Genomic DNA, 25,525 nt, shown 5'->3' on the forward strand with positions numbered 1-25,525 from the left:
GAGGGTGCGGTGTTAGCATCGACGAGAAATTGATCAAGCACTCGCTTGACGATCGGAACGTCGGAAGGATCTTCTCGTGCGCTCGACCCGACGGGACGAAATACTCGCTCATGCGGCCAAGCTGTTCAGTGAGCGGGGAATCGCCGCGACGACGGTACGCGACATCGCCGACGAAGTCGGGATTCTCTCCGGCAGCCTCTACCACTACTTCGACTCCAAGGATGCGATAGCCAACGAGATCGTCGTCCGGTTTCTCGAAGACCTCAACGTCAGGTACGAAGACTCGATCGAGCCGGGAGGTTCGGCCCGAGATCGCCTGGCAACGATGGTCTCGGTGTCTTTTGCATCGGCGGTGGATCACCCGTATGCCACGGAGGTCTATCAGGGAGAAGCCATACTTTCGTCGCAACCGGCGGACGCGCCCATCACCATCCTGGTTCAGAAGGCACACAGCTACTGGCGATCGGCTATCGCTCGCGGAATTGCCGACGCGGAGTTTCGGGAAGACATCGATCCCGAACAGTTTCACCGTCTCCTGCGTGAATCCGTCTGGTCCACCGTCGCGCAGTATCGCCCGCAGCTTTCCGAGTTGGCGGATGATCTGCAGCGCAATCTGATTTCGGTATTCCTGGACGGCTTCGCCGCACGTTCCGTCGACGGCGAGCCGGTGGCACGCATTGCGCAGCGCACGACGAAGAAGGAAGCGCAGACCGTATCTCCTGCCTCCGAATTTGCCGAACTCCGCTCTGACTCCCAAATGGCCGAACTCCGTTCGGACTCCCAAATGGCCGAACTCCGTTCGGACGTCGACGAATTGAAGTCCGTCATTCGCGAACTCAGCTCCTCGATCCGGCAGCTGCAGAAGCCGTAACACCGCAGTTCCTGCGCGTGTAGTTCGAATTTTGACTATCGGTGTGACCCAGTGCATACTTCTGTCCACACTCGTAAATCAAGCGCTTGTTTGATTTACCAAGCAGAGTTTGGACGGGAGATTGATGTGAGACTCGGAAAGGCGATTGCCGTCTGCGCGGCAGTGGTCCTCGGGGCGAGCGCGTGCGCATCTGCCGGTGTCATTCCCGAAGACACCATCGTCATCGGTTTGGACGAGGACTCCACCGGGCCCGGTGCGTCGTACAGCACGATCGCCGGCAAGACCGTGCGTATGACTGTCGACCTGATCAACCAGGCCGGCGGAATCAACGGCAAGCACGTCGAATTGGTTGTCGAGAATGACGAGAGCAGTCCCACCAAGACCCCGTCGATCATTCGGAAGTTGGTCGATCACGGATCAAGTGCGGTCATCCTCGCCACCGGCAGCGGGTCGGTGCTGCAGGCCAAGTCGATTCTCCAGCAGTCGAAGATTCCCGCGATAGCTCCGGTCGTTCTCAGCGACGCCTTTGCCTCGGCGCCCGACAACGACTTCTCGTTCATGATTCCGAACTCGTTGAAGCAGTACGCCCAGGTGTACTGCGGGGCTTTCGAGAAGATGGGGTACAAGTCCCTGGGAATTCTCGGTGACGCGAGTGCGTCCATCGACGGAATCATCAAGACCCTGCGGCCGGCGCTCGAGAAGTGCGCGAGAGTGACGGGCGTCGAAAAGGCGCCGGTCGATGCTGCGGACATCACCGCACAGGTCTCACGTCTCGCGGAAACCGAACCGGACGCGATTCTGGTCGCCAGTATCGGCGGGCACTTCGAAATCCTCGCGCACAACACCTTGTCGAAGATCACCCCGCAGACGCAACGCTTCTCACTCGCTTCCATCGGGAACCAGCCCGCATCTTGGGCTTTGGCGGACCCGAAGGCGTTGAGCGGCATGGTGTACATGGGCTCGCTCAGTGAGAACAACCCGAGAACCGCCGAACTGCGTCGCAAGGTGCAGGCGGTGAAGGGGCCTGATTATCAACTGACTGCCTACGACGCACAGGCGTACGACGCCGTCATGATGTTGGCCGAGGCAATCGAAATTGCCGGCGACCACCGAGATCGGACGGCCGTTCGTGATGCTCTTCAACAGGTTTCGGCACTTCCCGCCAGCTTCGGCCAGGACGGATTGACACTGTCGTTCTCCTCGCAGGATCACCTGGCTCCGGACAGCCTCTGCGGACTGGTGCTCGTCGAATTCGGTGAGGACAACAAGCCGGCCCATCCGTGGGATTCTTACCAACCCCCGTGTGGATAACCGAGGAGCCTTGACATGACAGACGCACAACTGTGGCTCGCTGCCATCGAGATCGGTGCATTCTTTTCACTGATAGCCCTCGGAATGTATCTCGTGGTGGTCGGCGCCGATTTCTTCAATTTTGCGATGGGTCCGTATGCGATGGCTGCGGCCATGGCGTCGAGTTGGGTCGCGATCAATTACGGGCTCGCTCTCTGGATTGCCATGCCGCTAGGGATCGCGGTAGCGGTGGCGCTGTCGATCCTGACGGAAAAGCTTGTGGTCAAACAGGTTCAGAAGCGATCGGGTCGTGGGGAACTACCGGCGTTGGTGGCTGTGACCGCAGTACTGTTCGGGATCCAGCAGCTCGCCGGCACTGTCTTCGGCCGCACACCACTTCCCGGGCAGAAGATCTTCGACTTCGATCCGATATCGGTGCTCGGTGCCACCGTCGACAGTTCGACCGTTGTACTCGTCGTCGGAACTGCCGGGACCTTCGTCGGTATCGGACTGTGGCTGAACCGGTCCACCTCGGGCCGTCTGCTTCGCGCCGTCGGCGACAGTCCGGATGCCGCCCGCGTCCTGGGCTTGCCGGTGGATCGGGTACGCCTCATCGCGTTCACCCTCGCGGGTGTGATTGCCGCCGTCGCCGGACTTCTGTTCGCTCCCAAGGCCGGTGTTCAGTTCACGAGCGGTCTGTCATGGACGCTGACGGCATTCATCGCACTCGTCATCGGTGGTACCGGTCGGAGTTGGGCTCCACTGATCGGCGGAATGGTGTTGGGCGTCGTCCAGGTATTCGCCCCCTACTACTTCGGTGCGAGTGCTGCTCAAACCGCGATTCTGCTGATTGCCCTGGTGTTCTTCGCTTTCCGTCCGGAAGGCTTGCTCTCGAGGAAGGTTCGCGTCTGATGGCCTCGCTTTCTACCAGTCCGCTGACGTCAAATCCGCCCGCTACATCCGGCGGTTCCCGGACGAGGATGCTCGCCCTGTCACGAGAAGCGCTGATCACCGTGGTCGTGGTTGCTGCCGTGCTGCTGTGGATGGGGCCGAGTCTGTACCGGCAGGATCTGGTGTTCCTCGCTGCGACGTATTCGCTGATCGCACTTGGCATGTACGTGCCATTCGTGCTCGCGGGATCACTGTCGATGGCGTACAGCGCGTATGCGGCGATCGGCGCGTATGCCGTTGCGCTGATCTCGGTTCGGACCGGGTTGTCGATGTGGTGGGGATGGATTCTCGGCGCCCTCGCCGCTGCAGCGGTTGCAGTGCTCCTCAGCTTGGCAACACAGAAACTCTCCGGCTTCTACCTTGCCGCGGTGACCTTGTTGTTCGGTATCGCTTTCGAGCACTGGTTGATCGACGGGCCGAGTTTCACCGGCGGGTCGGCCGGGATCTCGGGTGTCGAGACTGTGACGATGTTCGGCTGGGAGCCACCGCGCTACGCATTGGTCGTGTTCGCGATCTTGTTCGTGTGTCTGATCGCGGTCGCTGTCGATCGCCTTCGGAAATCGGTGTGGGGGCTGATGTTGCAAGCTGCCCGCGACAATCGTAATGTCGCACGGTCTTCCGGCGTCAATCCTGCGCACCTGACCGTGGTGGCGCTGGCGATCGGTGCCGCGATCGCGTCGACCGGCGGATCGCTGTTCACCGTGTCGGTGCAAGCTGTCACTCCTGAAACCTTCACTCTCAGTATTGTTTTCCTTGCAATCTTCATGCCGATCATCGGCGGTCGCGGCTCGGCGTGGGGTGCTCCGCTCGGTGCATTGATCGTGGTGATCGTGACGCTGAACATGCCCGGCTACCAGGGAAGCGGCGAACTCCTGCTTGCCGGAGCCGTCCTGGTGATCCTCATCGTCGCGCCTGGTGGGGTGATCGGGTGGAGTCAGAACGTTCTGGGTCGAATGAACCGTCTGTACAAGGAGCGTGGCAATCGATGACGCGGCTACTCGAAGTGAGCGGGCTCCACAAGTCCTACGGCGGCGTCCGCGCTGTCGACGATGTCTCGTTCAGCGTCGGACCGGGAGAGGTGATCGGCCTGGTCGGCCCGAACGGGGCAGGCAAGACCACACTGGTGGACTGCATCTTCGGCACACAGCAAGCAGACTCCGGAACCGTCGCGCTCGCCGGTGCTGCCTTGACCGGGCCGTCGGAGCGCCGTGCACGGCAAGGGCTCTCGCGCACGTTTCAACATCCGCAGCTCGCGGCGGAACTCGACGCCGTCGACAACATCATCCCGGGACTGTACGGGCACAAGATCACCTCACCTCTGCACTCGCTGTGGTGGGCGATCAAAGGACCTTTCGAGAACTGGGACCGGACAGCACAGCGGGCCCGGGAGATTGCTGCGCGATACTCGGTCACCGACGTCGAGAGTGCTTGCGGGGATCTCAGTTTGGGGGCGCAGCGTTTGGTCGAGGTGGCGCGGGCGATGGCGACCGAACCCGATGTTCTCCTGTTGGACGAACCGTTTGCCGGCGCGGATCACGACGGCATCGCTGCCATCTCCGGTGCCGTGCGATCGATTGCCGCGCAGGGCAAAGGAGTAGTCCTGGTCGATCACAACGTCGATCTCATCGCGGCGCTCGCCACCAAGATCGTGCTGCTCAATTTCGGATCAGTGGCGTTCTACGGACCACCGCAGGAGTGCTTGGCCAGCGACGCGATGCGAGAAGTCTATTTCGGTTCCGAATACGAGGAAGGCGCCTGACATGCTCGAACTCGACAGAGTCACAGTTCGATACGGATCCGCTGTCGCCGTCCGGGAAGTCTCCCTTGTCGCCCCCGCCGGTGAAGTGACAGCGATCGTCGGGCCGAACGGTGCAGGCAAGACCAGCTTGGCGGGATCCATCTACGGCTCGGTTCCCGCCACCGGGACAATCAAATTCGATGGTCGAGAGATCCAGAAATTATCGGCACTGGATCGTGTCCGCAGCGGATTTGCCTACGTACCCCAAGGCAGGCAACTGTTCATGCGAATGTCCGTTCGCGAGAACCTACGCGTCGGCGCAGACCTGCTGGGATTGAAAGCCGAAGCCGTGGAAACAGCTTTCGAGAGGTTCCCGATCCTGCATGAACGCTCCGAGAGTTATGCCGGGGTCCTCAGCGGTGGTGAGCAGCAGATGTTGGTTCTGGGGCGGGCCCTTCTGGAAACCCCGAAGGTGTTGCTCCTCGACGAGATGATGACAGGACTGGCACCGAAAATCGTCGCGGAGCTGCGAGCGCTGGTCGGGGGTCTGGCCGCCGAGGGTGTGACCGTCATCGTGACGGAACCGGCACTTACTGCACTGAAATCGGTTGTCGACCGCGGATATGTCATGCAGCGCGGCGAACTCGTCCGCGAATGCGATTCCGCAGCGACACTGGACAACGCGTACAAACAATCGATGGGCGTACTCAGCGCCGACGGGAGATGATCGACGATCATGCTTGAAACGAAGACACTCGACTTCACCGTCGGTGAATTCGCCACGAATCCGGACCGGTTCGCCGGCGTCAGCATCAGCGAAATGGTCAGGCATTGGTCTGAGACCATCCCGGACGAAACCGCCTTCGTCACTCCGGAATCGAGGGTGTCGTGGAAACAGTACGACGCGGCTGCCGATGCGATCGCGTCGGCGCTGGATCTAGCTGGTGAGGGATACGGACATGTAGCCGTGTTGCTCCCCGACACCGCTGTATTCCATGCGGCTCTCTGCGCAGCATTTCGTACCGGCCGCGTCGCGGTCGGAATCGGTTCGCGCTCGGGCATTCGCGAGATCTCTCATCTGATCGCCCGCTCGGAAGCCTCCGTACTCGTCACCACTCGCACGCTGCGCGGCGTCGATACCGCCGAACTCGTGGCGAGTCTGCGGGCAGAGCATCCCGGACTGGACGTCGTCTTCGCCGACGAACGCGCCGACGTGAGTTTCGAACGCGTGAGTGCAAACGGCGAACTCACCTCGTTGCCGGTCGAGCTAAAGCAGTTCCCCGCAACCAGTCCGTGTTTTGTCACGTCAGCCGTTTCGATGCTGAACTCGACGTCCGGCACAACGGGCCTACCCAAACTGGTCACACAAACCGAGGATCGTTGGGTTGGTTTCTCCGAGATTGCCGCCGAGGCGGCGGCGATCGGTCCGGATGAGGTGTTCCTCGGCGCGGTTCCGGCACCTTTCGGATTCGGCCTCTGGACTTCGCATTTCCTGCCGGCGCTACTCGGTGCTCGCAATGTCGTCATGGAACGCTTCGACGTTTCGGTGATGATCGAGTTGATCGAGCGCGAACGGGTGACTGCTTTGAATTGTGTGAGTACACAATTCAAGATGCTGTTGCGTTCGGAGGCCGCGGAATCGGCCGATCTCTCGTCACTTCGTTTCATGTTCACCGGTGGTGAAGCCGTGCCGTATTCGGAGGCACTGGCCTTCGAACAACGTACCGGAGCGGCTGTCCTGCAGTTCTACGGATCAAACGAAACCGGCGCCGTCTCGGTGACGACGGTTTCGGACGGTTCCGATACCCGACTGAAGACGTGCGGCCACGTCATCGATCGCATGCAAGTTCGTGTATTCGACGATGCGGCAAAGGAAGTGACCGGCTCCGTCCGTCGCGGTCAGCCTGCGGTCAACGGCCCGCTGATGTGCCAGGGTTATTGGGGCGACGTCGATGCAAACGACGAGTTGTACACCGACGACGGTTGGATGCTTCTCGGCGACATCGTCGAGATCGACGAGACCGGGCGGGTGCGTGTGGTCGGGCGCAAAGCCGACATCATCATTCGAGGCGGCAAGAACATTTCCGCGGTCGAGGTCGAGGAGTACGTGCGCGCGCACCCTTCGGTGGAACTGGTCGCCGTGGTCGGAGTCGACGATCCGCTGTTCGGTGAGAAGGTCTGTGCGGTCGTCGTGTCCGCCGATGACGATCTGAGTTCGGTGGACCTGACCGCCTGGCTGCAGAGCCGAGGAGTGACCCGCGAGTACATACCCGAGTACGTGATGACGGTCGCCGAATTGCCGATGGCGGCAGGCGGCAAAGTAGCCAAGGGCGAAGTCAAGGCACTCGCGCAGAGGCGGATCGCTGAACTCGGCTGATCGCGCCTGACAGTACCGGCGTCGCGTTACGCTGATCCGGACATTTTGCCGAGAGTGAAGGAAACCCGATGACGAACCCTTCACCGCATCGGTGGCGCAGGCGCTTGCTGTGGGCTCTGGCAATTGTGTTCGTTCTGGTCGGAGCCGTGGTTCTGGCCTTCGTTCTGAGCCCGAGACCTGGCGCACTCACCGTGCGATGGGTCTTCGATCGTGATGCCGTGAAAGTCACCGAGGCGCTCGAGAAGCACGCGCCCGAAGGCGTCGACTCGATCAAGGACCAGCAGTACCGCGCCGATGACGACGACGCATACCTGGATGTCTACTTTCCCGCAGCGACGACGACCGCATTGCCTACGGTGATCTGGACTCATGGCGGTGCCTGGATCTCGGGAAGCAAGTCCAACTACGCGCCGTACTACGAGTTGCTGGCCTCTCGTGGCTACACCGTTGTGTCCCTGGACTACTCACTCGGACCTGAGCATCACTATCCGACAGCGGTGCGGCAGCTCAACGAAGCTCACGCGTACGTCGTCGCGAATGCGGAACGGCTGCATGTTGATCCGACGACGGTCGTTCTCGCCGGTGATTCTGCGGGAGCGCAACTCTCGAGTCAGCTCGCCACTCTCGTCACTGATCCCGCGTATGCGAACCGTGTGGGCGTGGTCCCGTCGCTGCGGCCGGATCAGTTACGTGGAGTAATCCTGAACTGTGGAATCTACGACGTCGGGAACATGGTCGGCGGACCCGGCATCATCGGTTGGGGGGTTGATCGGTCCCTCTGGGCGTATACCGGGGTGCGTGACTTCATGAGTACCGATGCAGCGGATCAGATGTCGACCTTGAACTACGTCAGCGCTCAATTTCCGCCTGCCTACATCAGCGGCGGCAACGCGGATCCTTTGACAGATTCTCAGTCGAAACCGTTGGCTGACAAATTGACGGGGTTGGGAGTTGCGGTCGACACACTGTTCTATCCGGCCGATCACGTTCCGGCGCTCGGTCACGAGTATCAGTTCGATCTGGACAATGCCGACGGTCTCACTGCCCTCGATCGCACGGTTCAGTTTCTCGACGCACACACCCGCTAGTTGTCGGATGATGCTGAGACGCTGAAGAAATGGTCATTTCAGACAAAGCGCCGCGGGTGTGTTGCCGGGGAATTCTCGACTAGTCCTTTTGGTCTAGCCTGGGTGAATCCGATCCGACCCCAGGAGTTGTTGTGCGCGCGTCTTCCCCCGACAGACGGCGAAGGCGCATTGTCGGAATCGCGGCGGTATTCGTCGTCATTCTGCTGTCCGGGGTAACCGCGGCAATCGTCAGTCCGTGGCCAGGAGTTCTCCTCGTACGGTGGATGTCAGCGGGTGGCTCCGAAGCGACTCACGCACAACTCGACAGGCATGCACCGTCAGGAATCGTCTCGATTCTCGATCAGTCGTACCGCGACGGCGGCGACGATGCACAACTGGACGTTTACTACCCGTCGGAGTCCACTTCGGCGCTACCCACGGTGGTCTGGGTGCACGGCGGTGGCTGGATATCAGGATCGAGAACTGATGCCGACGGTTACTACAAACTGTTGGCAAATCAAGGCTTCACTGTGATTTCGGTGGACTACTCACTGGGACCAGATGCGTATTACCCCACCGCAGTGAATCAACTGAACGACGCGTATCGATTTATCGTGAGCAATGCGGACAGGTTGCATGTCGATTCGAACAATCTCTTTCTTGCGGGAGATTCGGCAGGCGCGCAGTTGTCCAGTCAGTTGGCGACGGTCATGACCAGCCCTGACTACGCGTCGGAAATGGGTGTGGAGCCGGCATTACGTCCCGAGCAGATACGCGGAGTTGTCCTCGACTGTGGGGTCTTCGATCTGAAACCGCTGCTGTCACAGGGGAAGTACTTCGGTTGGGGCGTCGACAAGCAATCGCTGTGGGGGTATCTCGGAACGAGGGACTTCGACGGGTCGACTGCAGTGGGTCAGATGTCGACACTGGGCCATGTGACCTCGGACTTTCCAGCGACGTTCATCACCGGCGGAAATGTCGACCCACTGACCGCCAGCCAGTCGAAACCCATGGCAGAACGGCTCGCCGATCTGGGCGTCGAAGTAGACGCACTGTTCTACCCCGAAGATCACGAGCCTGCGCTGGACCACGAATATCAGTTCGACCTCGATACCGTGGACGGGATGATCGCGTTCGATCGCACAGTCGCGTTCCTACGCAACTACGTGCGTTAGCGCGGTCAGCGAATCACGTAAGGCGAAATCGAACTCCGGTGCTCGCTGATGTCGAGGTCTTTACCCAACGGCGGGAAGGCACGCTGCGGACAGTTGAGGCGTTCGCAGACACGGCAGCCCGAGCCGATCGGCGTTCCCGGATTCGACTCGTCCAGATCCAGACCGTCGCTGTAGACGAGTCGGTGGGCGTGTCGAATCTCGCATCCCAATCCGATGGCGAAGATCTTTGCGGGCTGTCCGTATCGAGCCGCTCGACGTTCGACCGTGCGAGCAACCCAGAGGTATCGGCGGCCGTCGGGCATCTGTGCGATCTGGGGCATGATCTTGCCCGGATACGAGAACGTCTCGTAGACGTTCCACAGCGGGCACGTACCGCCGCTGGTGGAGAAGTGGAATCCGGTTGCGGACTGACGCTTCGACATGTTTCCGGCACGGTCGACACGGACGAACATGAACGGAACCCCGCGAAGTTTGGGGCGCTGCAGAGTCGAGAGGCGGTGGCAGATCGTCTCGTAGCTCGCGGAATAGAAGGCGGACATGCGCTCGATGTCGTACCGGAAGTCCTCGGCGACGTCGTGGAACTGGCTGTATGGGAGCACGGTGGCCGCCGCGAAGTAGTTGGCCAATCCAAGTCGCGCCAAAGAGACCGACGCTTCGCTGGTGAAGTTGCCTTCGGCCACCAACGAGTCGAGCAGATCGCCGTGCTCGAGGTACGCGAGTTCTGTCGCGAACTTGAAGACCTGTTGCCCGCCGGAGAGCCGTGCGGAGATTTCCAGGACCCTGGTATCCGGGTCGTAACGATGAAGTATGTTCTCGCCCAGGTCGACTCGTCGAACGATCTGCACGCCGTGGACGGTTTCGAGGCGTCTGGCGATCTCGCCGGCGACGTCGCCGCGATGAAAGCGCATTCGGGCAGTGAGTTCTTCGGCTGCGGTGTCGAGATCGTGAATGTAGTTCTGCCGCTGATAGAAGTAGTCGCGCACTTCCTCGTGCGGCATGGTGATCGAACCGCTGCCGCTGCCGTCCGAGAAGCGGTCTTCCGTCGCTGCGGCGAGCTGCGCCGTCGTGTTGCGGAAGCGGCGATGCATGTTGACCATCGCCTTTGCCAGGCCCGGGTGTGTGGAGACCATCTCCGCGATTTCGTGGGCGTCGGCGTCGATGCCCATCTCCTGATCGAGGGCAACTTCACGCATTTCCGCGATCAGGCGCGTGTCGTCCTGTGGGGAGAAGAAGGTGGTGTCGACGCCGAAGACTTCACTGATTCGCAGGAGGACCGGCACGGTGAGTGGCCGGACGTCGTGCTCGATCTGATTGAGATAGCTTGCCGAGATCTCCAGCGTCTTGGCCAGCGAAGCCTGACTCAACCCGCGCTCGGTCCGCAGTTGGCGGAGCCGGACACCGACAAAGGTTTTCGACATTTTCCCAGGATACGAGTGACAGTCCGGCTTCGCAAAGGTGGGTTTGCAGAATTCGCACCGGTACCCCCTGTGAGTGGTTGAGGAGTCCTCACACTCCTCAACCACTCACGGGGCCGGAGGCCTAGACCCTGTTCTCCGAACGCGGAGCGCCGATTCCGGGATCGATCTGGAACGGTCCGCTCGACGAGGGTGCGAGGGGGAAGTCGAAGATCGCAGTCGGGAGATACACCGTCGAACACGAGTTGGGGATATCCACGACGCCAGACAGACGGCCCTCGATCGGTGCCGCACCCAGCAGCAGGTACGCCTGCTCCGGCGCGTACCCGAACTTGGTCAGGTACTCGATCGCATGCAGGCACGCACGCTGGTAGGACAGATGTGAATCCAGGTACTTCTGTTCGCCGTCCAACGTGACGGAAGTGCCCGAGAACGCAAGCCACTCGGAATACTGCGGATCCGTGTTGCCCGGCATGAAGATGGCGTTCTCGGAAACGCCGTAGGTATCCATTCCGCCCTTGATGATGTCCACACGAAGATCGATGAAGCCGCCCATCTCGATGGCACCGCAGAAAGTGATCTCACCGTCGCCCTGGGAGAAGTGAAGATCGCCGACCGACAGATTCGCACCGTCCACGAACACCGGATAGAAGATTCGGCTGCCCTTGGTGAGGTTCTTGATGTCCTGGTTTCCGCCGTTCTCACGCGGGGGAGCGGTGCGAGCCGCCTCGCCGGCCACGCGGGTGTACTCGTCACCGGTCAAGGTTCCCAGTACTGCATCGCGGGGCTCGGGCGGAAGTGCAAGCGGGGGAACCCGATTGGGATCGGTGGCAATGAGGGCGCCCTCGCGGGCATTCCACTTGGCGAGCAAGGCTGCCGACGGAGCCGTGCCCATGAGTCCCGGGTGGACGATGCCCGTGAACGAGACGTGCGGAATGTGACGCGACGTCGCCGTTTGGCCGGAGAAATCCCAGACGGCCTTGTACGCGTCGGGGAACTGTTCGGTGAGGAAGCCGCCGCCGTTGTTCCGAGGGAAGATGCCCGTGTACCCCCAGCCTTGGCCGGCCAACGGACCCGAATCTTCTTGGGGGATAGGCCCGATATCCAAGATGTCGACGATCAAGAGGTCGCCGGGCTTTGCGCCTTCGACGGAAAAGGGGCCGGACAACGTGTGGACCGTGGTCAGTGGTGCATTGAGAATGTCGTCGGCCGAGTCGTCGTTGTGTATTGCGCCGTCGAACCATTCGCGGCAATGGACACGAAACGCATCACCGGGTTTCACCGTCACCGCCGCCGGGATGTCCGGGTGCCACCGATTGTGGCCGACGATCGCCTGGTCGGTGAATTTCTTGGCGGAATCGAGTGGAAACAGCAGTTCAGGCATATGCACTCCTCATTCTCGAAGAAACGGAAAACTCGTGGCGGCAGGACTTTCGTGTCGGATCGGGACTCACGGCCAGGACGCGCGGTGAGGACGCTCAGGGGCGAGGTAGCTTGCGGTGCAACGGATTGGACGTCGTCGGGGCAGATTGTCGGCCGCGGCCCGGTAGTGACCCACTGACCACGGCAGGCTCGTGAGCTGATCGGGCAGTGCTGTCCAGTAAACCCATCGCGGTTGACGAGCGGTGGCTCAAACGGGGAGACGAGACAACACGCTTCGATTCGAGACTGCACTGGGGGCAACGGATCGACTGGGGCACTTCGGCCATCGCGAACGACCGCTCGAGCGGGCCGCAGCCGGTACAGCGAAACTCGTACAGAGGCATGCGGTCACGCTATCGGAGGATCCGTAAGTGCGACACTGGAACGACACGCACCGGGTTGCCGATGCCGCAATTGCGCCCGTCAGCGCAAGTACACAACCGCGTTGTCTCCGCCGGTACAGGTGACGATGCCGGAGGTCACCTTGCATGCCATCGTGTACTCCTTGCCGGTCACCGGACTACGTGCGGACACGGTGCTGGAGGCACCGGCGGCACCGGAGTTTCCGTAGGCGATCCGAACTGCCTCGGCAAACTCGCACGAAGTTTTGCCCCCACTTGTCGCGGACTCCTTGTAACTTCCGGCCGGCTGCCCGCCGGGGCAGGCGGACGCACCGGCGGGGAAGTTCGCGGCGCGTGTGGTCGTCGGGGATGTCGTGCTGGGAGCGGTTGTCGTGGTGCCGGGTGTGTTCGCGGCGGTGATGGTGGTCTGGGCCGCGCCACCGGCGGCTGAGTTTGGGACGTCCTTCGGCCAGAGGACCCAGGCAAGCCCGCCGAAGAGAGCCAACACAGTGATGACTCCGATTACGGATACCGGAATCACCCAGCCGGGCCGACGCCGCGGCGGATTTCCACGTGGCGGTGCAGGCGGGAATCCCTGGGGCGGGGGATACGACTGCGGCGCGGCCCGGTAGCCCAACTGCGGCGGCTGTGGACCGGATTGCGACCATGCCTGGTTGTTCGGTGGCCGCTGATAGTTGTCCGGCACCGCTTTATCGCCCGGTCGGGGGCGTCGAACGACAAGTCATGGTTCGACAGCATATGGCCGGCGAATGGGTTGTCTGTGGCTTTCTGGCGGGTAGATCCCTGGAATTGCCCGAGCGAAGCCTGTTGCCACGAAGTGATTGCGGTCACTTGCGAGTCGTGAAGTTGGCTCCGAAGTAGCGGATGGGCCTGTTCCGAGTGCCGCGCGAACTGCCGGAATTCGCAAGTGGCGGAGTTGAGTGCATTTCGTTCACAGCCTGCGGTTTCTTTGCTACTCGCCAGTACGGAACCTGTCCGATTGGGTAGTACCAGCCGTGTAGGAATCTTCACAGACTTAGCAAAGTGTGTTGAAAAGGTAGCGAAGATTGGCATTAGCAACAGGTAGACGGCACTTTTTCGATGTGCCATTCTCGGTAAGTACACAAGAAGGGCCTGGCAAGTATGTGAAGTAGTACGCACGTACTGCTCACAACAGGCCGGACCAGCAGATCAAAGAGATGGAGTCTTGATGTCGACCACCGGCACCCCGAAGACCGCAGCTGAGCTCCAGCAGGATTGGGACACCAACCCTCGCTGGAAGGGCGTTACTCGTAACTACACGGCCGATCAGGTCGTCAAGCTCCAGGGCACCGTCGTCGAGGAGCAGACCCTCGCTCGTCGCGGATCCGAGATCCTGTGGGATCTCGTGAACAACGAGGACTACATCAACTCCCTCGGTGCACTTACCGGCAACATGGCTGTGCAGCAGGTTCGCGCCGGCCTGAAGGCCATCTACCTCTCCGGTTGGCAGGTTGCCGGCGACGCTAACCTCTCGGGCCACACGTACCCGGACCAGAGCCTCTACCCGGCCAACTCGGTTCCGACCGTCGTTCGTCGCATCAACAACGCACTGCTGCGCGCCGACGAGATCGCCAAGACCGAGGGTGACACCTCCGTCAGCAACTGGCTCGCTCCGATCGTTGCCGACGCCGAAGCCGGCTTCGGTGGCGCTCTCAACGCTTACGAGCTGCAGAAGGCCATGATCGGCGCCGGCGCTGCCGGTGTCCACTGGGAGGATCAGCTCGCTTCGGAGAAGAAGTGCGGCCACCTCGGCGGCAAGGTGCTCATCCCCACGCAGCAGCACATCCGCACCCTGACCTCGGCTCGCCTGGCTTCCGACGTTGCGGACGTTCCGTCCGTCATCATCGCCCGCACCGACGCTGAGGCTGCAACCCTCATCACCTCCGACGTGGACGAGCGTGACCGCCCGTTCCTCGACGGAACCCGCACGGCTGAAGGCTTCTACGGCGTCAAGAACGGCATCGAGCCCTGCATCGCTCGCGCCAAGGCTTACGCACCGTACGCAGACCTCATCTGGATGGAGACCGGCGTGCCGGATCTCGAGGTTGCAAAGAAGTTCGCCGAGTCCGTTCGCAGCGAATTCCCGGACCAGCTCCTGGCCTACAACTGCTCCCCTTCCTTCAACTGGAAGGCGCACCTGGACGACGCGACCATCGCGAAGTTCCAGAAGGAGCTCGGCGCGATGGGCTTCAAGTTCCAGTTCATCACGCTGGCCGGCTTCCACTCGCTCAACTACGGCATGTTCGACCTGGCCTACGGTTACGCCCGCGAAGGCATGACGGCATTCGTCGACCTGCAGGAGCGCGAGTTCAAGGCTGCCGAAGAGCGTGGCTTCACCGCCATCAAGCACCAGCGTGAGGTTGGCGCCGGCTACTTCGACACCATCGCCACCACCGTTGACCCCAACACCTCGACGGCAGCTCTCAAGGGCTCCACCGAAGAGGGCCAGTTCCACTAAGAACTGACTTCGGGTGGGGGAGAGGCTCGGCTTCGGGTCTCTCCCCTGCTTGTATCACCGCACTACTTTCTCTCGTCTTCAAGGCAGTTCCGATTGCATCGGCCACCAGCGTCGACGCAGTTCGAAGTGCTTCTTTTACAACACCTTCACCAGACAAACTCCACGAGACAAACAAGGAGCTGACGTGACCAGCGAAAAAATTCAGCGCGTCGGCGTTATCGGCGCCGGAATCATGGGTGCCGGAATCGCCGAGGTGTGCGCCCGCGCACATGTCGATGTTCTGGTCTTCGAGCAGACTCGCGAGCTTGCAGCAGCCGGGCGTTCACGCATCTTGCGTTCGCTCGACCGCGGTGTGAGCAGCGGAAAGATCACAGAACGTGAGCGTGAGCAGGCCGCATGGCGTCTGCGTTTCACCTCCGATCTGGGAGATTTCGCGGACCGCCAGCTCGTCGTGGAGGCCGTCGTCGAAGACGAGAAGATCAAGAGCGAAATCTTCGCCGAGCTCGACGCGGTCGTGACGGATCCGGATGCGGTTCTCGCGTCCAACACGTCGTCTATCCCGATCATGAAGCTCGGCATCTCGACCAAGCGTCCCGAGCGAGTCATCGGTATGCACTTCTTCAACCCGGTTCCGGTCCTGCCGCTCGTCGAATTGGTGACGACGCTCAAGACCAGTGCCTCCGTCTCGCAGCGCGCCGAGGCTTTTGCCAGCGACATCCTCGGCAAGCAGGTCGTCCGCAGTGCAGACCGCTCCGGCTTCGTCGTCAACGCACTCCTGGTGCCGTACCTGCTCTCGGCGATCCGCATGGTCGAGTCTGGCTTCGCGACCAAGGAAGACATCGACAAGGCAACGGTTCTCGGCCTCGCGCACCCCATGGGTCCGCTGGCTCTGACGGACCTGGTCGGACTCGACACCGTCAAGTCCATCGCCGACTCCATGTACGAAGAGTTCAAGGAGCCGCTGTACTCCGCTCCGCCGCTGCTCCTGCGTATGGTCGAAGCCGGATTGACCGGCAAGAAGTCCGGCGCGGGCTTCTACGAATACGCCGACAACGGTCGCTCCACCAAGCAGGCAAGCTAAGGCCCAAAGCCCCTGTGCGCCTTTCTGGTAGTTCCGGCTACCACAAAGGCGCACAGGGCGCTCGCGCCCCTCGGTTAGAAAGGTCGACCGCATGTCCAGCAGCACTGCAGCATTCGGCTCCAGCGTCCTGGGGTATCCGCGCATCGGGCCGCGCCGTGAGCTCAAGCGCGCCCTCGAGTCCTACTGGCACGGCACTTCGGACAAGGACGCACTTCTCGCGGTCGCCAAGGAACTCCAGGAATCGACCTGGAGTGAACTGGCTGCGACGGGACTGAGCCAGGTTCCGGGCAACACCTTCTCCTTCTACGATCACGTCCTCGACAATGCGCTGCTCTTCGGCGCAGTGCCGGAGCGGTTCAAGCCGCTCGAGGGCGCCCTCGATCCGCTCGATTTCTACTTCACGATGGCCCGCGGTCGCCCGGACTTCCCGCCTCTCGAGCTGGTGCGCTTCTTCGGCACGAACTATTACTACCGTCAGCCCGAGATCGACGCGAACACGGTGTTCTCGCTCAACTCGGAGGCACTTCTCGACGAGTTCGAACGCGCTAAGGCGCGCGGCATCGAATTGCGCCCCGTCATCATGGGGCCCGTCTCGCTGCTTCTGCTCTCGAAGGTCGGACCTGCCACCGAGAAGTCCGATCCGAACTTCACCCCGCTCGACTTGTTGGACGCGCTCCTGCCCGAGTACGAGAAGCTCTTCGAGCAGCTCGCCAAGGCCGGTGCCACCTGTGTTCAGTTGGACGAGCCTTCGGTGACCGAGGACCGCACCCCCGAGGAGCTGGCCGCTCTTGGACGTGCGTACGAGAAGCTGTCGACGGCTCCGCTCCGCCCGCGCCTGTTGGTGACGGGTCCGTACGGCAAGTTCGGCGAAGCCCTCAACATCTTGGCGCCCACCAAGATCGAAGCCTTCGGTCTGGACTTGGTGCACGGCAAGATCACGGCCGAGGAACTGGCCGCAGTGCCGAACATCAAGCGCAAGCGCATCTACGCGGGCGTCGTCGACGGTCGCAACGTCTGGCGCGTCGACCGGTTCAACACCTTGACGTACCTGAACGAACTCAAGGACGTTGTGCCCGACCTCGTCGTCTCCACGTCGTCGTCGCTGCTGCACGTGCCGTACGACGTGCTCTCCGAGTACGACATTCCGGGAGACGTCGCAGACCGTCTGGCTTTTGCGAAGCAGAAGGTCGGCGAGGTCGTCTCCCTGGCGAAGGCACTCACCGAAGGTCCTTCGGACAAGTGGCGTAAGCGTCCGACGAAGGTGCACTTCAAGCTCAAGCACGCTGTCCGTGCTCGGGTCAACGCGATCAAGCCCGAAGATCGTGTGCGTGCACCGTACGAGGAGCGTCGTAAAGCTCAGCAGGAACGGTTGAACCTGCCCTTGGTTCCGGCCCAGACATTGGGTTCGTTCCCGCAGACCGACGCGATTCGCCAGGCTCGTTACGAACTCGGCCAGGGGCGTTTGGAGTGGGACGACTACTACAAGCGCATCCAGGAAGAGATCGAGCGCACAATCCGTCTGCAAGAGGACATCGGTCTCGATGTCTTCGTGCACGGCGAGCACGAGCGCAACGACATGGTCCAGTACTTCGCCGAACTGCTCGAAGGCTATGCCTTCACGCACAACGGTTGGGTTCAGGCCTACGGATCTCGTTGCACGCGTCCGCCGATTCTCTACGGCGACATCGCACGTCCGAAGCCGATGACGGTCGAATGGATTGCGTACGCGCAGTCGCTGACCGACAAGCCGGTCAAGGGCATGCTGACGGGTCCGGTCACCATGATCGCCCGTTCGTTCGTTCGTCAGGATCAGCCGCTCTACGAAACGGCAGAGCAACTGGCACTTGTCATTCGAGACGAAATCGCGGATCTCGAAGCTGCCGGAATCGCCATCATCCAGGTGGACGAGCCGGCAATTCGTGAACTGCTGCCACTGCGTGAGGACGGCCGGGAGGCCTACCTGGAGTGGGCCGTCGACGCGTTCCGTCTGGCAACAGGTGGAGCGAAGCCGGAAACACAGATCCACACACATCTGACGTACTCCGCTCGGTCGTCGGTGGTCGACGCCATCGAACGGTTGGACGCCGATGTGACGGCTATCGTCGCGACCCGCTCCATCACGTGGGTTCTCGAAGCACTCAAGGAAGGCGCGCTCACGCACGGCGTCGGCCCCGGTGTGTACGAATCTCGTTCGGCTCGGATTCCCGACATCGACGAGCTCGACGAATTGCTCACCGAGGCAAGCGAATCGATCTCTCTCGATCGTTTGTGGGCCAACCCGGACGGTGGCCTCAAGACCCGCCATCCATGGCAGCTCGAGCCTTCGCTGCGCAACATGGTTGCGGCCGCGAGGCGCCTGCGTCGTCGCGCCGAACAAGCGGAGCGCGACGCCGGGTAAGTCACGTCAAGAACACGTCATGGAGGGGCCTGCGATTTGCAGGTCCCTCCATGCACGGGTAGGCATGTGTGCATGGTTACTGCTGCTGCTTACGCCGCGACGTCCGCTGACGGTCCGCTCGAGAAGACCACCGTCGAACGCCGCGAGCTCGGTCCACTGGACATTCTCATCGACATCAAATTTGCCGGCATCTGCCACTCCGACATCCACACCGCTCGCAACGAGTGGGGCGGGGCCAAGTACCCGATCGTCCCCGGACACGAAATCGCCGGCGTCGTCGCCGCGGTGGGTTCGGATGTCACCAAGCACAAAGTCGGCGACCGCGTGGGCGTCGGCTGCTTCGTCGACTCCTGCGGAGATTGCGACGCCTGCCTGGCCGGCGAAGAGCAGTACTGCCGCAAGGGTGTGACCGGTACATACAACGCCACCGGACGCGACGGCGAGCGCACTCAGGGTGGCTACTCGACGCACATCGTCGTCACCGAGCATTTTGTTCTCTCGATCCCCGAGGGCATCGAACTCGACGTTGCCGCGCCGCTGCTGTGCGCCGGCATCACCTTGTACTCACCGCTGCGGCACTGGAATGCCGGCCCCGGCAAGAAGGTCGCCATCATCGGGTTCGGCGGCCTCGGTCACGTCGGTGTGAAGATCGCCAAGGCGCTCGGCGCGGAAGTTACCGTCCTGAGCCAGACGCTCGGCAAGAAGGAAGACGGCCTTCGTCTCGGCGCCGATCACTACTACGCGACCAATGACCGTGAGACGTTCAAGGCTCTTCGCGGCGAGTTCGACCTGATCCTCAACACGGTCTCGGTCAATCTCGATATCGACGCCTACATGTCCTTGCTCGCCATCAACGGCACGCTCGTCGAACTGGGCCTGCCGGAGAAGCCGATCGAAGTTCGAGCATTCTCGCTCGCCGCAAACCGTCGTAGCCTCGCCGGCTCCATGGTGGGCGGCATCCCGCAGACACAGGAGATGCTCGACTTCTGCGCCGAGCACGGCATCGGCGCAGAAATCGAACTGATTCCGGCGAGCGACATCAACGACGCTTACGAGCGCGTGATCAAGAGCGACGTTCGATACCGATTCGTGATCGACACCGCAACAATCTGACCACCTCAGTCACGTTCAGTCGAGTTGCTCGCGAAGATTACTCAATGTCTTCGCGAGCAATCTCGACACGTGCATCTGGGACACACCGACTTTCTCGGCGATCTGTGTCTGCGTCAGGTTTCCGAAGAATCTGAGCATCAACACCGTCCGCTCTCGTTCGGGCAGCTTGTCGAGAAGTGGACGTAAGGCCTCGTGATTCTCGACGTTCTCGAGTGCTGCGTCGTAGTCACCGAGTGTTTCCACGAGCGGAAGATCGTCGGTGTGATTGGACGCGGCACCGTCGACCGAGACGGTCTGGTACGCGTTGCCGGCGATCAACGCCTGGGCAACTTCTTCACGTTCGATCCCCAACGTCTCGGCCAACTCGTCGACGGTCGGCGCGTGCCCGAGTTGTTGTGACAGCTCGCTGATGGCTTGCCCGAGTTGGAAGTGCAACTCCTTCATCCGGCGTGGAACCCGCAATGCCCAACCGGTGTCGCGGAAGTGTCGTCGAACTTCGCCCATCACGGTGGGAACCGCGAACGAGACGAAATCGGATCCGCGCGTGGAATCGAAACGGTCGACGGCGTTGACCAGACCGAGGCGCGCCACCTGAACCAGATCGTCGTGTGCCTCGCCGCGTCCGTCGAATCGTCTGGCGATGTGTTCGGCCAACGGTAGGCACCTGGTGATCAGTGCGGTGCGCACTCGTTCGTACTCCGGACTGTGGGGCTCGAGGGTCCGCATTTCCTCGAAAACGGGTATGACGTCCCGATATTCGTCGGTGGACCGCCGGCGCGGGCGTGACGGGCCGTCTGCGGAAGCGGTCACAGGCGCCCGCTGAGGGCCTTGGTGAACTTCATGGTCGTGATGTAGCCGACGCCGCCCAGGTTCTCTTCCTGGTCGAGCGAAATCGAATCGGTGAGTTCGGTGAGGATGTGCCACCCGAACGATCGCTGAGTGCTGTCCTCGTACTCCGTGGTTGTCGTCGATACGGATACGTGCAGTTGCGGGGGAGTGAACACGAACCGACACACCAGAACCGAATCAGGCGCAGCACGAACAATCAGATGCGTACAGATTTCGTCCATGGCCAATTTGATGTCGGCGATGGCGTCGAGGTCGAAGTTTTCCTGAATGGCAACAGTGGCGGCCAGTGCACGCAAAATCGACAGCTGATCGAGAGTCGCTTGAATCCTCAACTCCACAACTGGCTGAGTCTGATCCTGATCGGGCTCGAGTGCGCTGAGGTGTGCCATAAGTTCTCCGGATCGTCGTACCAGGGGTCGCGGTGAAGTCTGGTGCCGAGAACGATACCCATCTCGACCTTCACAGTGACCCCCGAACACGAAATTTGGTCGATGGTGGTGCCGGGGTAAACGACACGATTCTGCTCACGACCGTTGGCGATCGCAACATCGGATTACCTCGCGGAACCGCAGACCAAACCACATTTTTGTTCGGAACACCGAAACGAATGGTCGCAACGCACTTGTGACGCCGGTCATGCTGGCGTACTGTTTCAAACCGAGGTTGAGCACACAGCCGATGAGGGATTTATCCGTAATTCTGGAGACCCGTTCATCGTGCGGCTCCTTCGGAGGTCCCTTCTCTTTTGCAGAGTGTAAACCGTTGCGGGATGGGAGAACCATGACTGTTGTTCCAGGATCATCTATTTCAGGCTTTACGAACGCGGCGAAGGGATCGGTAGATTACGGACCTCCCGCGACCGGGACAGCGACCGCATCGTTTCACGCGCACCGCATCAGTGCACATACCGCTGTGATCCACGTTCGTGGCGAGATCGACCTGATGAGCGCCAATGCTTTTCGTGACTTCTTGACGTACCACGTTGCCGCGGACCGGACGCTGGTTGTCGATCTCTCCGAACTCGAATTCATGGGGACGTGCGGCTTGTCCGTGCTGTCGGTCCTGTCGACGCGATCACGCGACGTGGGCGGCACACTCGCGCTCGTCTGCGCCCGCCCGGTTCAGAGGCTACTCAAAGCAGCTGGTCAGGAGTCGATGTTTGCCTGCTACGAGTCGCTGGATCATGCAATCGGACTCGAAGAGACCCGACGTTTCCCGGCTTGATACCGCCCTTTCGCCGATAGTTTCGAGTCACCTACAGTTTCGAGAAATCAGCTTCGTAGAGCCCGTCAGCGTCAGTGCACTTCACTTCGGTGAGTGCCCTTGTGTTGGCGGGCTCTCGGCGGTGCTGTGACGCAGCGGCCGTAGGTTCGGACCACCTCGGTGGCGACGTGATCCCATGAATACGATTCGCACGCTCGGGCCCGACTCTGCCGTGCAAACGCCGCGCCCTCGTCTTCGTCGTCGAGAAGATGCCGGACCGCGCGCGCGGTTTCCACGGGGCTGTTCACCGGCACCCGACGCCCCGTGAGTCCGTCGATCACCGTATCCCGCAGTCCGCCAACAGGAGTCGCGACTACAGGAACTCCGCACGCCATCGCTTCCAGCGCCGCGATTCCGAAAGGTTCGTATCTGGGGGTGCATACGAGGGCGTCGGCCGACCGCATCAGTTTCGGTAGCTGGCGGTGCGGAACGCGTCCCAACAATTGGACTCGATCTGCGACGCCGAGCCGCTCGGCGAGCTTGACCAAGCGGATCGCAACCTCGTCGGTGCTCAGTTGCGCGACGGGTGGCCCGCCGATCACCACCAACTCCGTGTCCGGCAGCGAAGCCAGCGCGGCGACGGCAACATCGAAGCCCTTCTGCTCCACCAGCCTTCCGACGCAGATCAATCGATGCGGCGCGGTCTTCTTCGCGGCGGGTCCCTCCGGGGTGAACGCTTCGGTATCGACGCCCGAGGGCACCATCGTGGTCCGTGATCGTGGTGACCCCTGCCGAACCAGATCGAAGATCTCGTCCGAACTTGTCGCGATCACATGGGTTGCGCCCCTGGCGATCAACGGTTCCAGGTGAGTCCGCTCCGATGGACTGTCGTCGGCTGCTCCGAGGTGTCGGTGCGCCGCAGATCCCAGGGAATGGAATGTCTGAAGTACGGGGATGCCGAGTGAGCGGGTCGCGAGTTCCGTTGCCACACCAGACATCCAGAAGTGCGAGTGCACCACATCGGGTCGGTCGGTACTCCACTGAGCGCGCAGAATGCTGGCAAAGGTGCCCAGGTGGGGGAGTATTTCGGCGTCCGGGAGAGCGTGTGTCGGTCCGGCTTCGAGATAGTCGACGGAGTACCCGGCGCGGGCGCGAACGCGGTCCGGTCCACCGACGTGTGCCCGCCTGGTGAAGACGGTGACATCGTGTCCGGCGCGAACCAGGGCCGCGGACAGTTCGTCGACGTGCAGGTTCTGTGCACCGGCTGCCGAGCAGCCCACCGGTGCGAGTGGATCGGCGTTCACCGACACCATGGAGATCTTCAGCATTCGTCCGGGAGCTATAGCGGGCGAGTACTTCATCGGGTCCCCTCTCCACTTGATCGGTTCGTCTGGGGATACCCGGAGTCCGTGATCTGAACCGGGTTTCGGCGCGGTCAGCGCTGGGCACATTCCAAACACGATGGCGAGGAGTGAGGTTCGATGACAGAACAAATGCTGGTCGACGCAACCGTCGGACTCGGGTTCGAGCGGTACGTACAACGGGTGGCGGTCGGCGTGGGGGCCGGCATAGAGCAATGGTGTTGCAGGCGCGAGCATCCTCTGGAGGCCTACATCGCGTTGGATCGAACTGTGCCGCGTTTCCCTGGGCGTGAGGTGGCGTTGCTGTGGGAGGAGACGTGCGGTTGGGCCCTGGCCGTGGAGACTCGTTCAGGGGAGGACCTCATCGTTCTCGGATATCTGGGCGAACACGCAGTGCCGACCCCGGACGCCGTCGCCGACTTTGCCGCGACACTGGGCACGCGCAACCCGCACTGGGTCATGAACAGGCCACTGGCGGATTCGGACGAGACCGCGCGAGAACTACGAAGCTACTCCGGAAGTGCTTACGCCTGAACAGTATTGAGGTCCGATCAGCTCAGTTGACCACGTCCAGGATGGGATCGAGAACCGGAGTCGCTGCAGCCTCGACGGCAGGATCGTCCATGAGTTTGAAAACGATGTGACCGCCGAGCGCGCCACCGACACCGACCGCGGTGAGCCCCAGCACCGACAGAACTCGCGCCAGCGCGAGTGAATCCTTGCCGCGTAGCCTGTACGACGCGGCAAAAGACCAGATCCCCACAGCATTCGACGCGGCGTGTACCAGCCCCACACGGCGTGCGACGTCGCCACGTTCGGACCAGTCCAGCCAGCCTGTCAGCAAAGCCGGCGGCGTCGAGACCAGCCCGAGCCCGATCAACCGTCGTGCAGTCTGCGGATCGCCTGACACGTCGAAGATCAGCGAAGCCGTCCACGCGCCCGCGGGAATGGTCACGAGGGCGGGATGGATGGGATGCCCGACGAGGGCGCCGCGCAGAAGTGCGGCGACAGTACGCGATCTGTCGGATCGCTCGGTGATCTCGAGGATTCTGCGTCTGATGCCAGTGGACGGACCGTCCAGTCCGCGCGCCGATTCGATTCCGCGGTAAAGAGTTCCGATGTCCATGCAATTCGGCTACCCGGCGTAGACGTCGGGAAACCTCACGACAGGAGTGTCTTGTCGACCGTCATGCTCCGGCGTACGGTCGAAACGAAAGAGATCCGACCGGAGGAGCGAACGATGAAGCTCAATCTCTTTGCAGCGTGGGCGTCGTATTTCCTGGTGCTGGCCACAGTTGTCTGTCTCGGCAGCTTTCTCGTGGCCGCCGGTTCAGGGCACGGTGGTTGGGCGTTGATTGCCGGGCTCGCCGGCGTCGCGTCCATCGGACTGGCGGTTGCCCTGTACACCAGCACCGTTCATCACGACCACAAAGTGCACCGCGAATCCCCACACCTGTTCTGATCAGGACTGCTTCTGATCAGGACTGTGCCAGTCGCGCTTTCTCCGCCTCGATGTCGAAGTTGGCAGGCGGCCAGTCGAGATCGAGCTTTTCCAGAGCGTCGATCAGTAGCTCCGTGACCGCAATTCGGCTGTACCACTTCCGATCACACGGCACGACGTACCACGGCGCGTGCTCGGTCGACGTCTTGTCGAGCATTGCCTGATACGCCTGTTGATATGCAGGCCACAAACCGCGTTCGGTCACATCACCCGGGTTGTACTTCCAGTACTTGTCCGGGCGGTCGAGCCGCTCTTCGAGCCGCTTCTTCTGCTCGTCGAGCGAGACGAACATCGCCACCTTCACGATGGTGGTTCCGGCGTCGACGAGTTCCTTCTCGAACTGGTTGATCTCGTCGTAGCGCGCGCTCCAGACATCCTCAGGGACAAGATCGTGGACGCGCACGACCAGGACGTCCTCGTAGTGGGAGCGATCGAACACACCGAGATAGCCGCCGCGGGGGAGTTCCTTCTTGATCCGCCAGAGGTAGTGATGTTGCTTTTCCTCTTCGGTCGGGACGCCGAAGGCCGCGTGCTGAACTCCCGAAGGATCCACGTGACCGATCACGTGTCGGACCATGCCACCCTTGCCTGCGGTGTCCATTCCTTGCAGGACCAGCAGGATGGAACGGCTGTCCCCGGACCTGCCGTTGGCGTAGAGCAACTCCTGCAGGTCGGACAGGACCGCGCCGCGCTCCTCGAGTAGACGTTCGCCGTCAGCTTTGTTTCCGGTGAATCCCGGAGTGCTGTTGCGATCGAGTTGATCGAGTTCGAACCCGGGCTCCGCCCGCAGTGTCTTGGCGGCCGGTGTTTCCCACAGCGAGTCTTGTGCCATGCCGAAAGAGTGCCACAGGATCGACCCCTGTGGCTCGAAA

25 protein-coding genes are annotated in these 25,525 nt (G+C 61.6%); 16 read left to right on the top strand and 9 right to left on the bottom strand.

The window, feature by feature from the left end; translation table 11 throughout:
* The first annotated feature begins 76 nt into the window (after positions 1 to 76).
* The 9 genes from AC2ETI_RS17120 (at position 77) to AC2ETI_RS17160 (ending at position 9,469) form a co-directional block, all read left to right on the top strand.
* The gene (locus AC2ETI_RS17120) at positions 77 to 871 is read left to right on the top strand and encodes a TetR/AcrR family transcriptional regulator (RefSeq protein ID WP_142006133.1); all 795 of its coding nucleotides are present in this window, start codon (positions 77 to 79) and stop codon (positions 869 to 871) included.
* A 126-nt stretch (positions 872 to 997) separates the two neighbouring features.
* On the top strand, positions 998 to 2,182 hold the full coding sequence (locus AC2ETI_RS17125; RefSeq protein ID WP_483634148.1) for an ABC transporter substrate-binding protein: 1,185 nt from the start codon (positions 998 to 1,000) through the stop codon (positions 2,180 to 2,182).
* 15 nt (positions 2,183 to 2,197) lie between these two features.
* Positions 2,198 to 3,073: a branched-chain amino acid ABC transporter permease gene (locus AC2ETI_RS17130; protein ID WP_084325139.1), complete on the top strand. Its 876-nt coding sequence runs from the start codon at positions 2,198 to 2,200 to the stop codon at positions 3,071 to 3,073.
* Complete coding sequence (locus tag AC2ETI_RS17135; RefSeq protein WP_021333898.1) at positions 3,073 to 4,101, top strand: branched-chain amino acid ABC transporter permease; 1,029 nt, start codon at positions 3,073 to 3,075, stop codon at positions 4,099 to 4,101. Before AC2ETI_RS17130 ends, AC2ETI_RS17135 begins: the two co-directional genes overlap by 1 nt.
* A complete protein-coding gene (locus AC2ETI_RS17140; RefSeq protein WP_046378188.1) occupies positions 4,098 to 4,871 on the top strand; it encodes an ABC transporter ATP-binding protein in 774 nt (257 codons plus the stop codon). Before AC2ETI_RS17135 ends, AC2ETI_RS17140 begins: the two co-directional genes overlap by 4 nt.
* Before the next feature lies 1 nt (position 4,872).
* Positions 4,873 to 5,577, top strand: a complete 705-nt coding sequence (locus AC2ETI_RS17145) for an ABC transporter ATP-binding protein (protein ID WP_042951161.1) — start codon at positions 4,873 to 4,875, stop codon at positions 5,575 to 5,577.
* A 9-nt stretch (positions 5,578 to 5,586) separates the two neighbouring features.
* Positions 5,587 to 7,227, top strand: coding sequence for a class I adenylate-forming enzyme family protein (locus tag AC2ETI_RS17150; protein WP_020906734.1), 1,641 nt, complete (start codon positions 5,587 to 5,589; stop codon positions 7,225 to 7,227).
* Between the two features lie 68 nt (positions 7,228 to 7,295).
* Positions 7,296 to 8,315 (top strand): alpha/beta hydrolase, encoded by a 1,020-nt coding sequence (locus tag AC2ETI_RS17155; RefSeq protein WP_387404402.1) that lies wholly within the window; start codon positions 7,296 to 7,298, stop codon positions 8,313 to 8,315.
* Between the two features lie 131 nt (positions 8,316 to 8,446).
* On the top strand, positions 8,447 to 9,469 hold the full coding sequence (locus AC2ETI_RS17160; protein ID WP_387404401.1) for an alpha/beta hydrolase: 1,023 nt from the start codon (positions 8,447 to 8,449) through the stop codon (positions 9,467 to 9,469).
* A 5-nt stretch (positions 9,470 to 9,474) separates the two neighbouring features.
* Here AC2ETI_RS17160 and ramB read toward each other — a convergent pair whose 3' ends face one another.
* The 4 genes from ramB to AC2ETI_RS17180 form a co-directional block, all read right to left on the bottom strand.
* Positions 9,475 to 10,887 carry an acetate metabolism transcriptional regulator RamB gene (gene ramB / locus AC2ETI_RS17165; RefSeq protein ID WP_019744436.1) on the bottom strand — a complete coding sequence of 471 codons (1,413 nt, stop codon included), beginning with the start codon at positions 10,885 to 10,887 and terminating at the stop codon, positions 9,475 to 9,477.
* 121 nt (positions 10,888 to 11,008) lie between these two features.
* The gene (gene fmdA / locus AC2ETI_RS17170; protein ID WP_019744435.1) at positions 11,009 to 12,268 is read right to left on the bottom strand and encodes a formamidase; all 1,260 of its coding nucleotides are present in this window, start codon (positions 12,266 to 12,268) and stop codon (positions 11,009 to 11,011) included.
* A 94-nt stretch (positions 12,269 to 12,362) separates the two neighbouring features.
* The gene (locus AC2ETI_RS17175; RefSeq protein ID WP_029254816.1) at positions 12,363 to 12,650 is read right to left on the bottom strand and encodes an FmdB family zinc ribbon protein; all 288 of its coding nucleotides are present in this window, start codon (positions 12,648 to 12,650) and stop codon (positions 12,363 to 12,365) included.
* A gap of 79 nt (positions 12,651 to 12,729) precedes the next feature.
* On the bottom strand, positions 12,730 to 13,353 hold the full coding sequence (locus AC2ETI_RS17180) for a serine/threonine protein kinase (protein ID WP_244891388.1): 624 nt from the start codon (positions 13,351 to 13,353) through the stop codon (positions 12,730 to 12,732).
* A gap of 504 nt (positions 13,354 to 13,857) precedes the next feature.
* Between AC2ETI_RS17180 and aceA the strand changes: the two genes are divergently transcribed.
* From aceA to AC2ETI_RS17200, 4 genes are all read left to right on the top strand, one after another.
* Positions 13,858 to 15,147: an isocitrate lyase gene (gene aceA / locus AC2ETI_RS17185; protein WP_003941533.1), complete on the top strand. Its 1,290-nt coding sequence runs from the start codon at positions 13,858 to 13,860 to the stop codon at positions 15,145 to 15,147.
* Between the two features lie 184 nt (positions 15,148 to 15,331).
* Complete coding sequence (locus AC2ETI_RS17190) at positions 15,332 to 16,228, top strand: 3-hydroxybutyryl-CoA dehydrogenase (RefSeq protein WP_003941541.1); 897 nt, start codon at positions 15,332 to 15,334, stop codon at positions 16,226 to 16,228.
* Between the two features lie 91 nt (positions 16,229 to 16,319).
* Positions 16,320 to 18,626, top strand: a complete 2,307-nt coding sequence (metE, locus tag AC2ETI_RS17195; protein WP_019744430.1) for a 5-methyltetrahydropteroyltriglutamate--homocysteine S-methyltransferase — start codon at positions 16,320 to 16,322, stop codon at positions 18,624 to 18,626.
* 72 nt (positions 18,627 to 18,698) lie between these two features.
* Positions 18,699 to 19,739 carry an NAD(P)-dependent alcohol dehydrogenase gene (locus AC2ETI_RS17200; protein WP_483634149.1) on the top strand — a complete coding sequence of 347 codons (1,041 nt, stop codon included), beginning with the start codon at positions 18,699 to 18,701 and terminating at the stop codon, positions 19,737 to 19,739.
* A 15-nt stretch (positions 19,740 to 19,754) separates the two neighbouring features.
* Here the strand turns inward: AC2ETI_RS17200 and AC2ETI_RS17205 are convergent, their stop codons facing one another.
* Positions 19,755 to 20,549 carry an RNA polymerase sigma factor SigF gene (locus AC2ETI_RS17205; RefSeq protein ID WP_020906739.1) on the bottom strand — a complete coding sequence of 265 codons (795 nt, stop codon included), beginning with the start codon at positions 20,547 to 20,549 and terminating at the stop codon, positions 19,755 to 19,757.
* Positions 20,546 to 20,977 carry an ATP-binding protein gene (locus AC2ETI_RS17210; protein WP_020968899.1) on the bottom strand — a complete coding sequence of 144 codons (432 nt, stop codon included), beginning with the start codon at positions 20,975 to 20,977 and terminating at the stop codon, positions 20,546 to 20,548. Before AC2ETI_RS17210 ends, AC2ETI_RS17205 begins: the two co-directional genes overlap by 4 nt.
* 391 nt (positions 20,978 to 21,368) lie before the next feature.
* On the opposite strand from AC2ETI_RS17210, the gene AC2ETI_RS17215 reads away from it, so the two are divergent.
* Positions 21,369 to 21,812 carry an STAS domain-containing protein gene (locus AC2ETI_RS17215; RefSeq protein WP_020968900.1) on the top strand — a complete coding sequence of 148 codons (444 nt, stop codon included), beginning with the start codon at positions 21,369 to 21,371 and terminating at the stop codon, positions 21,810 to 21,812.
* A gap of 71 nt (positions 21,813 to 21,883) precedes the next feature.
* On the opposite strand, the gene AC2ETI_RS17220 is transcribed toward AC2ETI_RS17215, so the two are convergent.
* Positions 21,884 to 23,152, bottom strand: coding sequence for a glycosyltransferase (locus AC2ETI_RS17220; RefSeq protein WP_483634150.1), 1,269 nt, complete (start codon positions 23,150 to 23,152; stop codon positions 21,884 to 21,886).
* 120 nt (positions 23,153 to 23,272) lie between these two features.
* On the opposite strand from AC2ETI_RS17220, the gene AC2ETI_RS17225 reads away from it, so the two are divergent.
* On the top strand, positions 23,273 to 23,686 hold the full coding sequence (locus tag AC2ETI_RS17225; RefSeq protein WP_020968902.1) for a DUF6292 family protein: 414 nt from the start codon (positions 23,273 to 23,275) through the stop codon (positions 23,684 to 23,686).
* Positions 23,687 to 23,708: 22 nt separating this feature from the next.
* On the opposite strand, the gene AC2ETI_RS17230 is transcribed toward AC2ETI_RS17225, so the two are convergent.
* Positions 23,709 to 24,278, bottom strand: coding sequence for a DUF2231 domain-containing protein (locus AC2ETI_RS17230; RefSeq protein WP_020968903.1), 570 nt, complete (start codon positions 24,276 to 24,278; stop codon positions 23,709 to 23,711).
* 114 nt (positions 24,279 to 24,392) lie between these two features.
* Between AC2ETI_RS17230 and AC2ETI_RS17235 the strand changes: the two genes are divergently transcribed.
* On the top strand, positions 24,393 to 24,614 hold the full coding sequence (locus AC2ETI_RS17235) for a hypothetical protein (protein ID WP_020968904.1): 222 nt from the start codon (positions 24,393 to 24,395) through the stop codon (positions 24,612 to 24,614).
* A gap of 16 nt (positions 24,615 to 24,630) precedes the next feature.
* Here AC2ETI_RS17235 and AC2ETI_RS17240 read toward each other — a convergent pair whose 3' ends face one another.
* Positions 24,631 to 25,485, bottom strand: a complete 855-nt coding sequence (locus tag AC2ETI_RS17240) for a polyphosphate kinase 2 family protein (protein ID WP_019744420.1) — start codon at positions 25,483 to 25,485, stop codon at positions 24,631 to 24,633.
* Between the last annotated feature and the right edge of the window lie 40 nt (positions 25,486 to 25,525).

Source organism: Rhodococcus sp. MurmanLake-1, assembly GCF_056945715.1.

Excerpts from the sequence above, each read along its gene's own strand:
- AC2ETI_RS17240 (WP_019744420.1), bottom strand. The coding sequence starts at position 25,485 with ATGGCACAAGACTCGCTGTGGGAAACACCGGCCGCCAAGACACTGCGG.
- AC2ETI_RS17225 (WP_020968902.1), top strand. The coding sequence starts at position 23,273 with ATGACAGAACAAATGCTGGTCGACGCAACCGTCGGACTCGGGTTCGAG.
- AC2ETI_RS17200 (WP_483634149.1), top strand. The coding sequence starts at position 18,699 with ATGGTTACTGCTGCTGCTTACGCCGCGACGTCCGCTGACGGTCCGCTC.
- AC2ETI_RS17210 (WP_020968899.1), bottom strand. The coding sequence starts at position 20,977 with ATGGCACACCTCAGCGCACTCGAGCCCGATCAGGATCAGACTCAGCCA.
- metE (WP_019744430.1), top strand. The coding sequence starts at position 16,320 with ATGTCCAGCAGCACTGCAGCATTCGGCTCCAGCGTCCTGGGGTATCCG.
- AC2ETI_RS17215 (WP_020968900.1), top strand. The coding sequence starts at position 21,369 with ATGACTGTTGTTCCAGGATCATCTATTTCAGGCTTTACGAACGCGGCG.
- AC2ETI_RS17235 (WP_020968904.1), top strand. The coding sequence starts at position 24,393 with ATGAAGCTCAATCTCTTTGCAGCGTGGGCGTCGTATTTCCTGGTGCTG.
- AC2ETI_RS17175 (WP_029254816.1), bottom strand. The coding sequence starts at position 12,650 with ATGCCTCTGTACGAGTTTCGCTGTACCGGCTGCGGCCCGCTCGAGCGG.
- AC2ETI_RS17220 (WP_483634150.1), bottom strand. The coding sequence starts at position 23,152 with ATGAAGTACTCGCCCGCTATAGCTCCCGGACGAATGCTGAAGATCTCC.
- AC2ETI_RS17155 (WP_387404402.1), top strand. The coding sequence starts at position 7,296 with ATGACGAACCCTTCACCGCATCGGTGGCGCAGGCGCTTGCTGTGGGCT.
- fmdA (WP_019744435.1), bottom strand. The coding sequence starts at position 12,268 with ATGCCTGAACTGCTGTTTCCACTCGATTCCGCCAAGAAATTCACCGAC.
- AC2ETI_RS17135 (WP_021333898.1), top strand. The coding sequence starts at position 3,073 with ATGGCCTCGCTTTCTACCAGTCCGCTGACGTCAAATCCGCCCGCTACA.
- AC2ETI_RS17230 (WP_020968903.1), bottom strand. The coding sequence starts at position 24,278 with ATGGACATCGGAACTCTTTACCGCGGAATCGAATCGGCGCGCGGACTG.
- aceA (WP_003941533.1), top strand. The coding sequence starts at position 13,858 with ATGTCGACCACCGGCACCCCGAAGACCGCAGCTGAGCTCCAGCAGGAT.
- AC2ETI_RS17150 (WP_020906734.1), top strand. The coding sequence starts at position 5,587 with ATGCTTGAAACGAAGACACTCGACTTCACCGTCGGTGAATTCGCCACG.
- AC2ETI_RS17140 (WP_046378188.1), top strand. The coding sequence starts at position 4,098 with ATGACGCGGCTACTCGAAGTGAGCGGGCTCCACAAGTCCTACGGCGGC.
- AC2ETI_RS17145 (WP_042951161.1), top strand. The coding sequence starts at position 4,873 with ATGCTCGAACTCGACAGAGTCACAGTTCGATACGGATCCGCTGTCGCC.
- AC2ETI_RS17130 (WP_084325139.1), top strand. The coding sequence starts at position 2,198 with ATGACAGACGCACAACTGTGGCTCGCTGCCATCGAGATCGGTGCATTC.
- ramB (WP_019744436.1), bottom strand. The coding sequence starts at position 10,887 with ATGTCGAAAACCTTTGTCGGTGTCCGGCTCCGCCAACTGCGGACCGAG.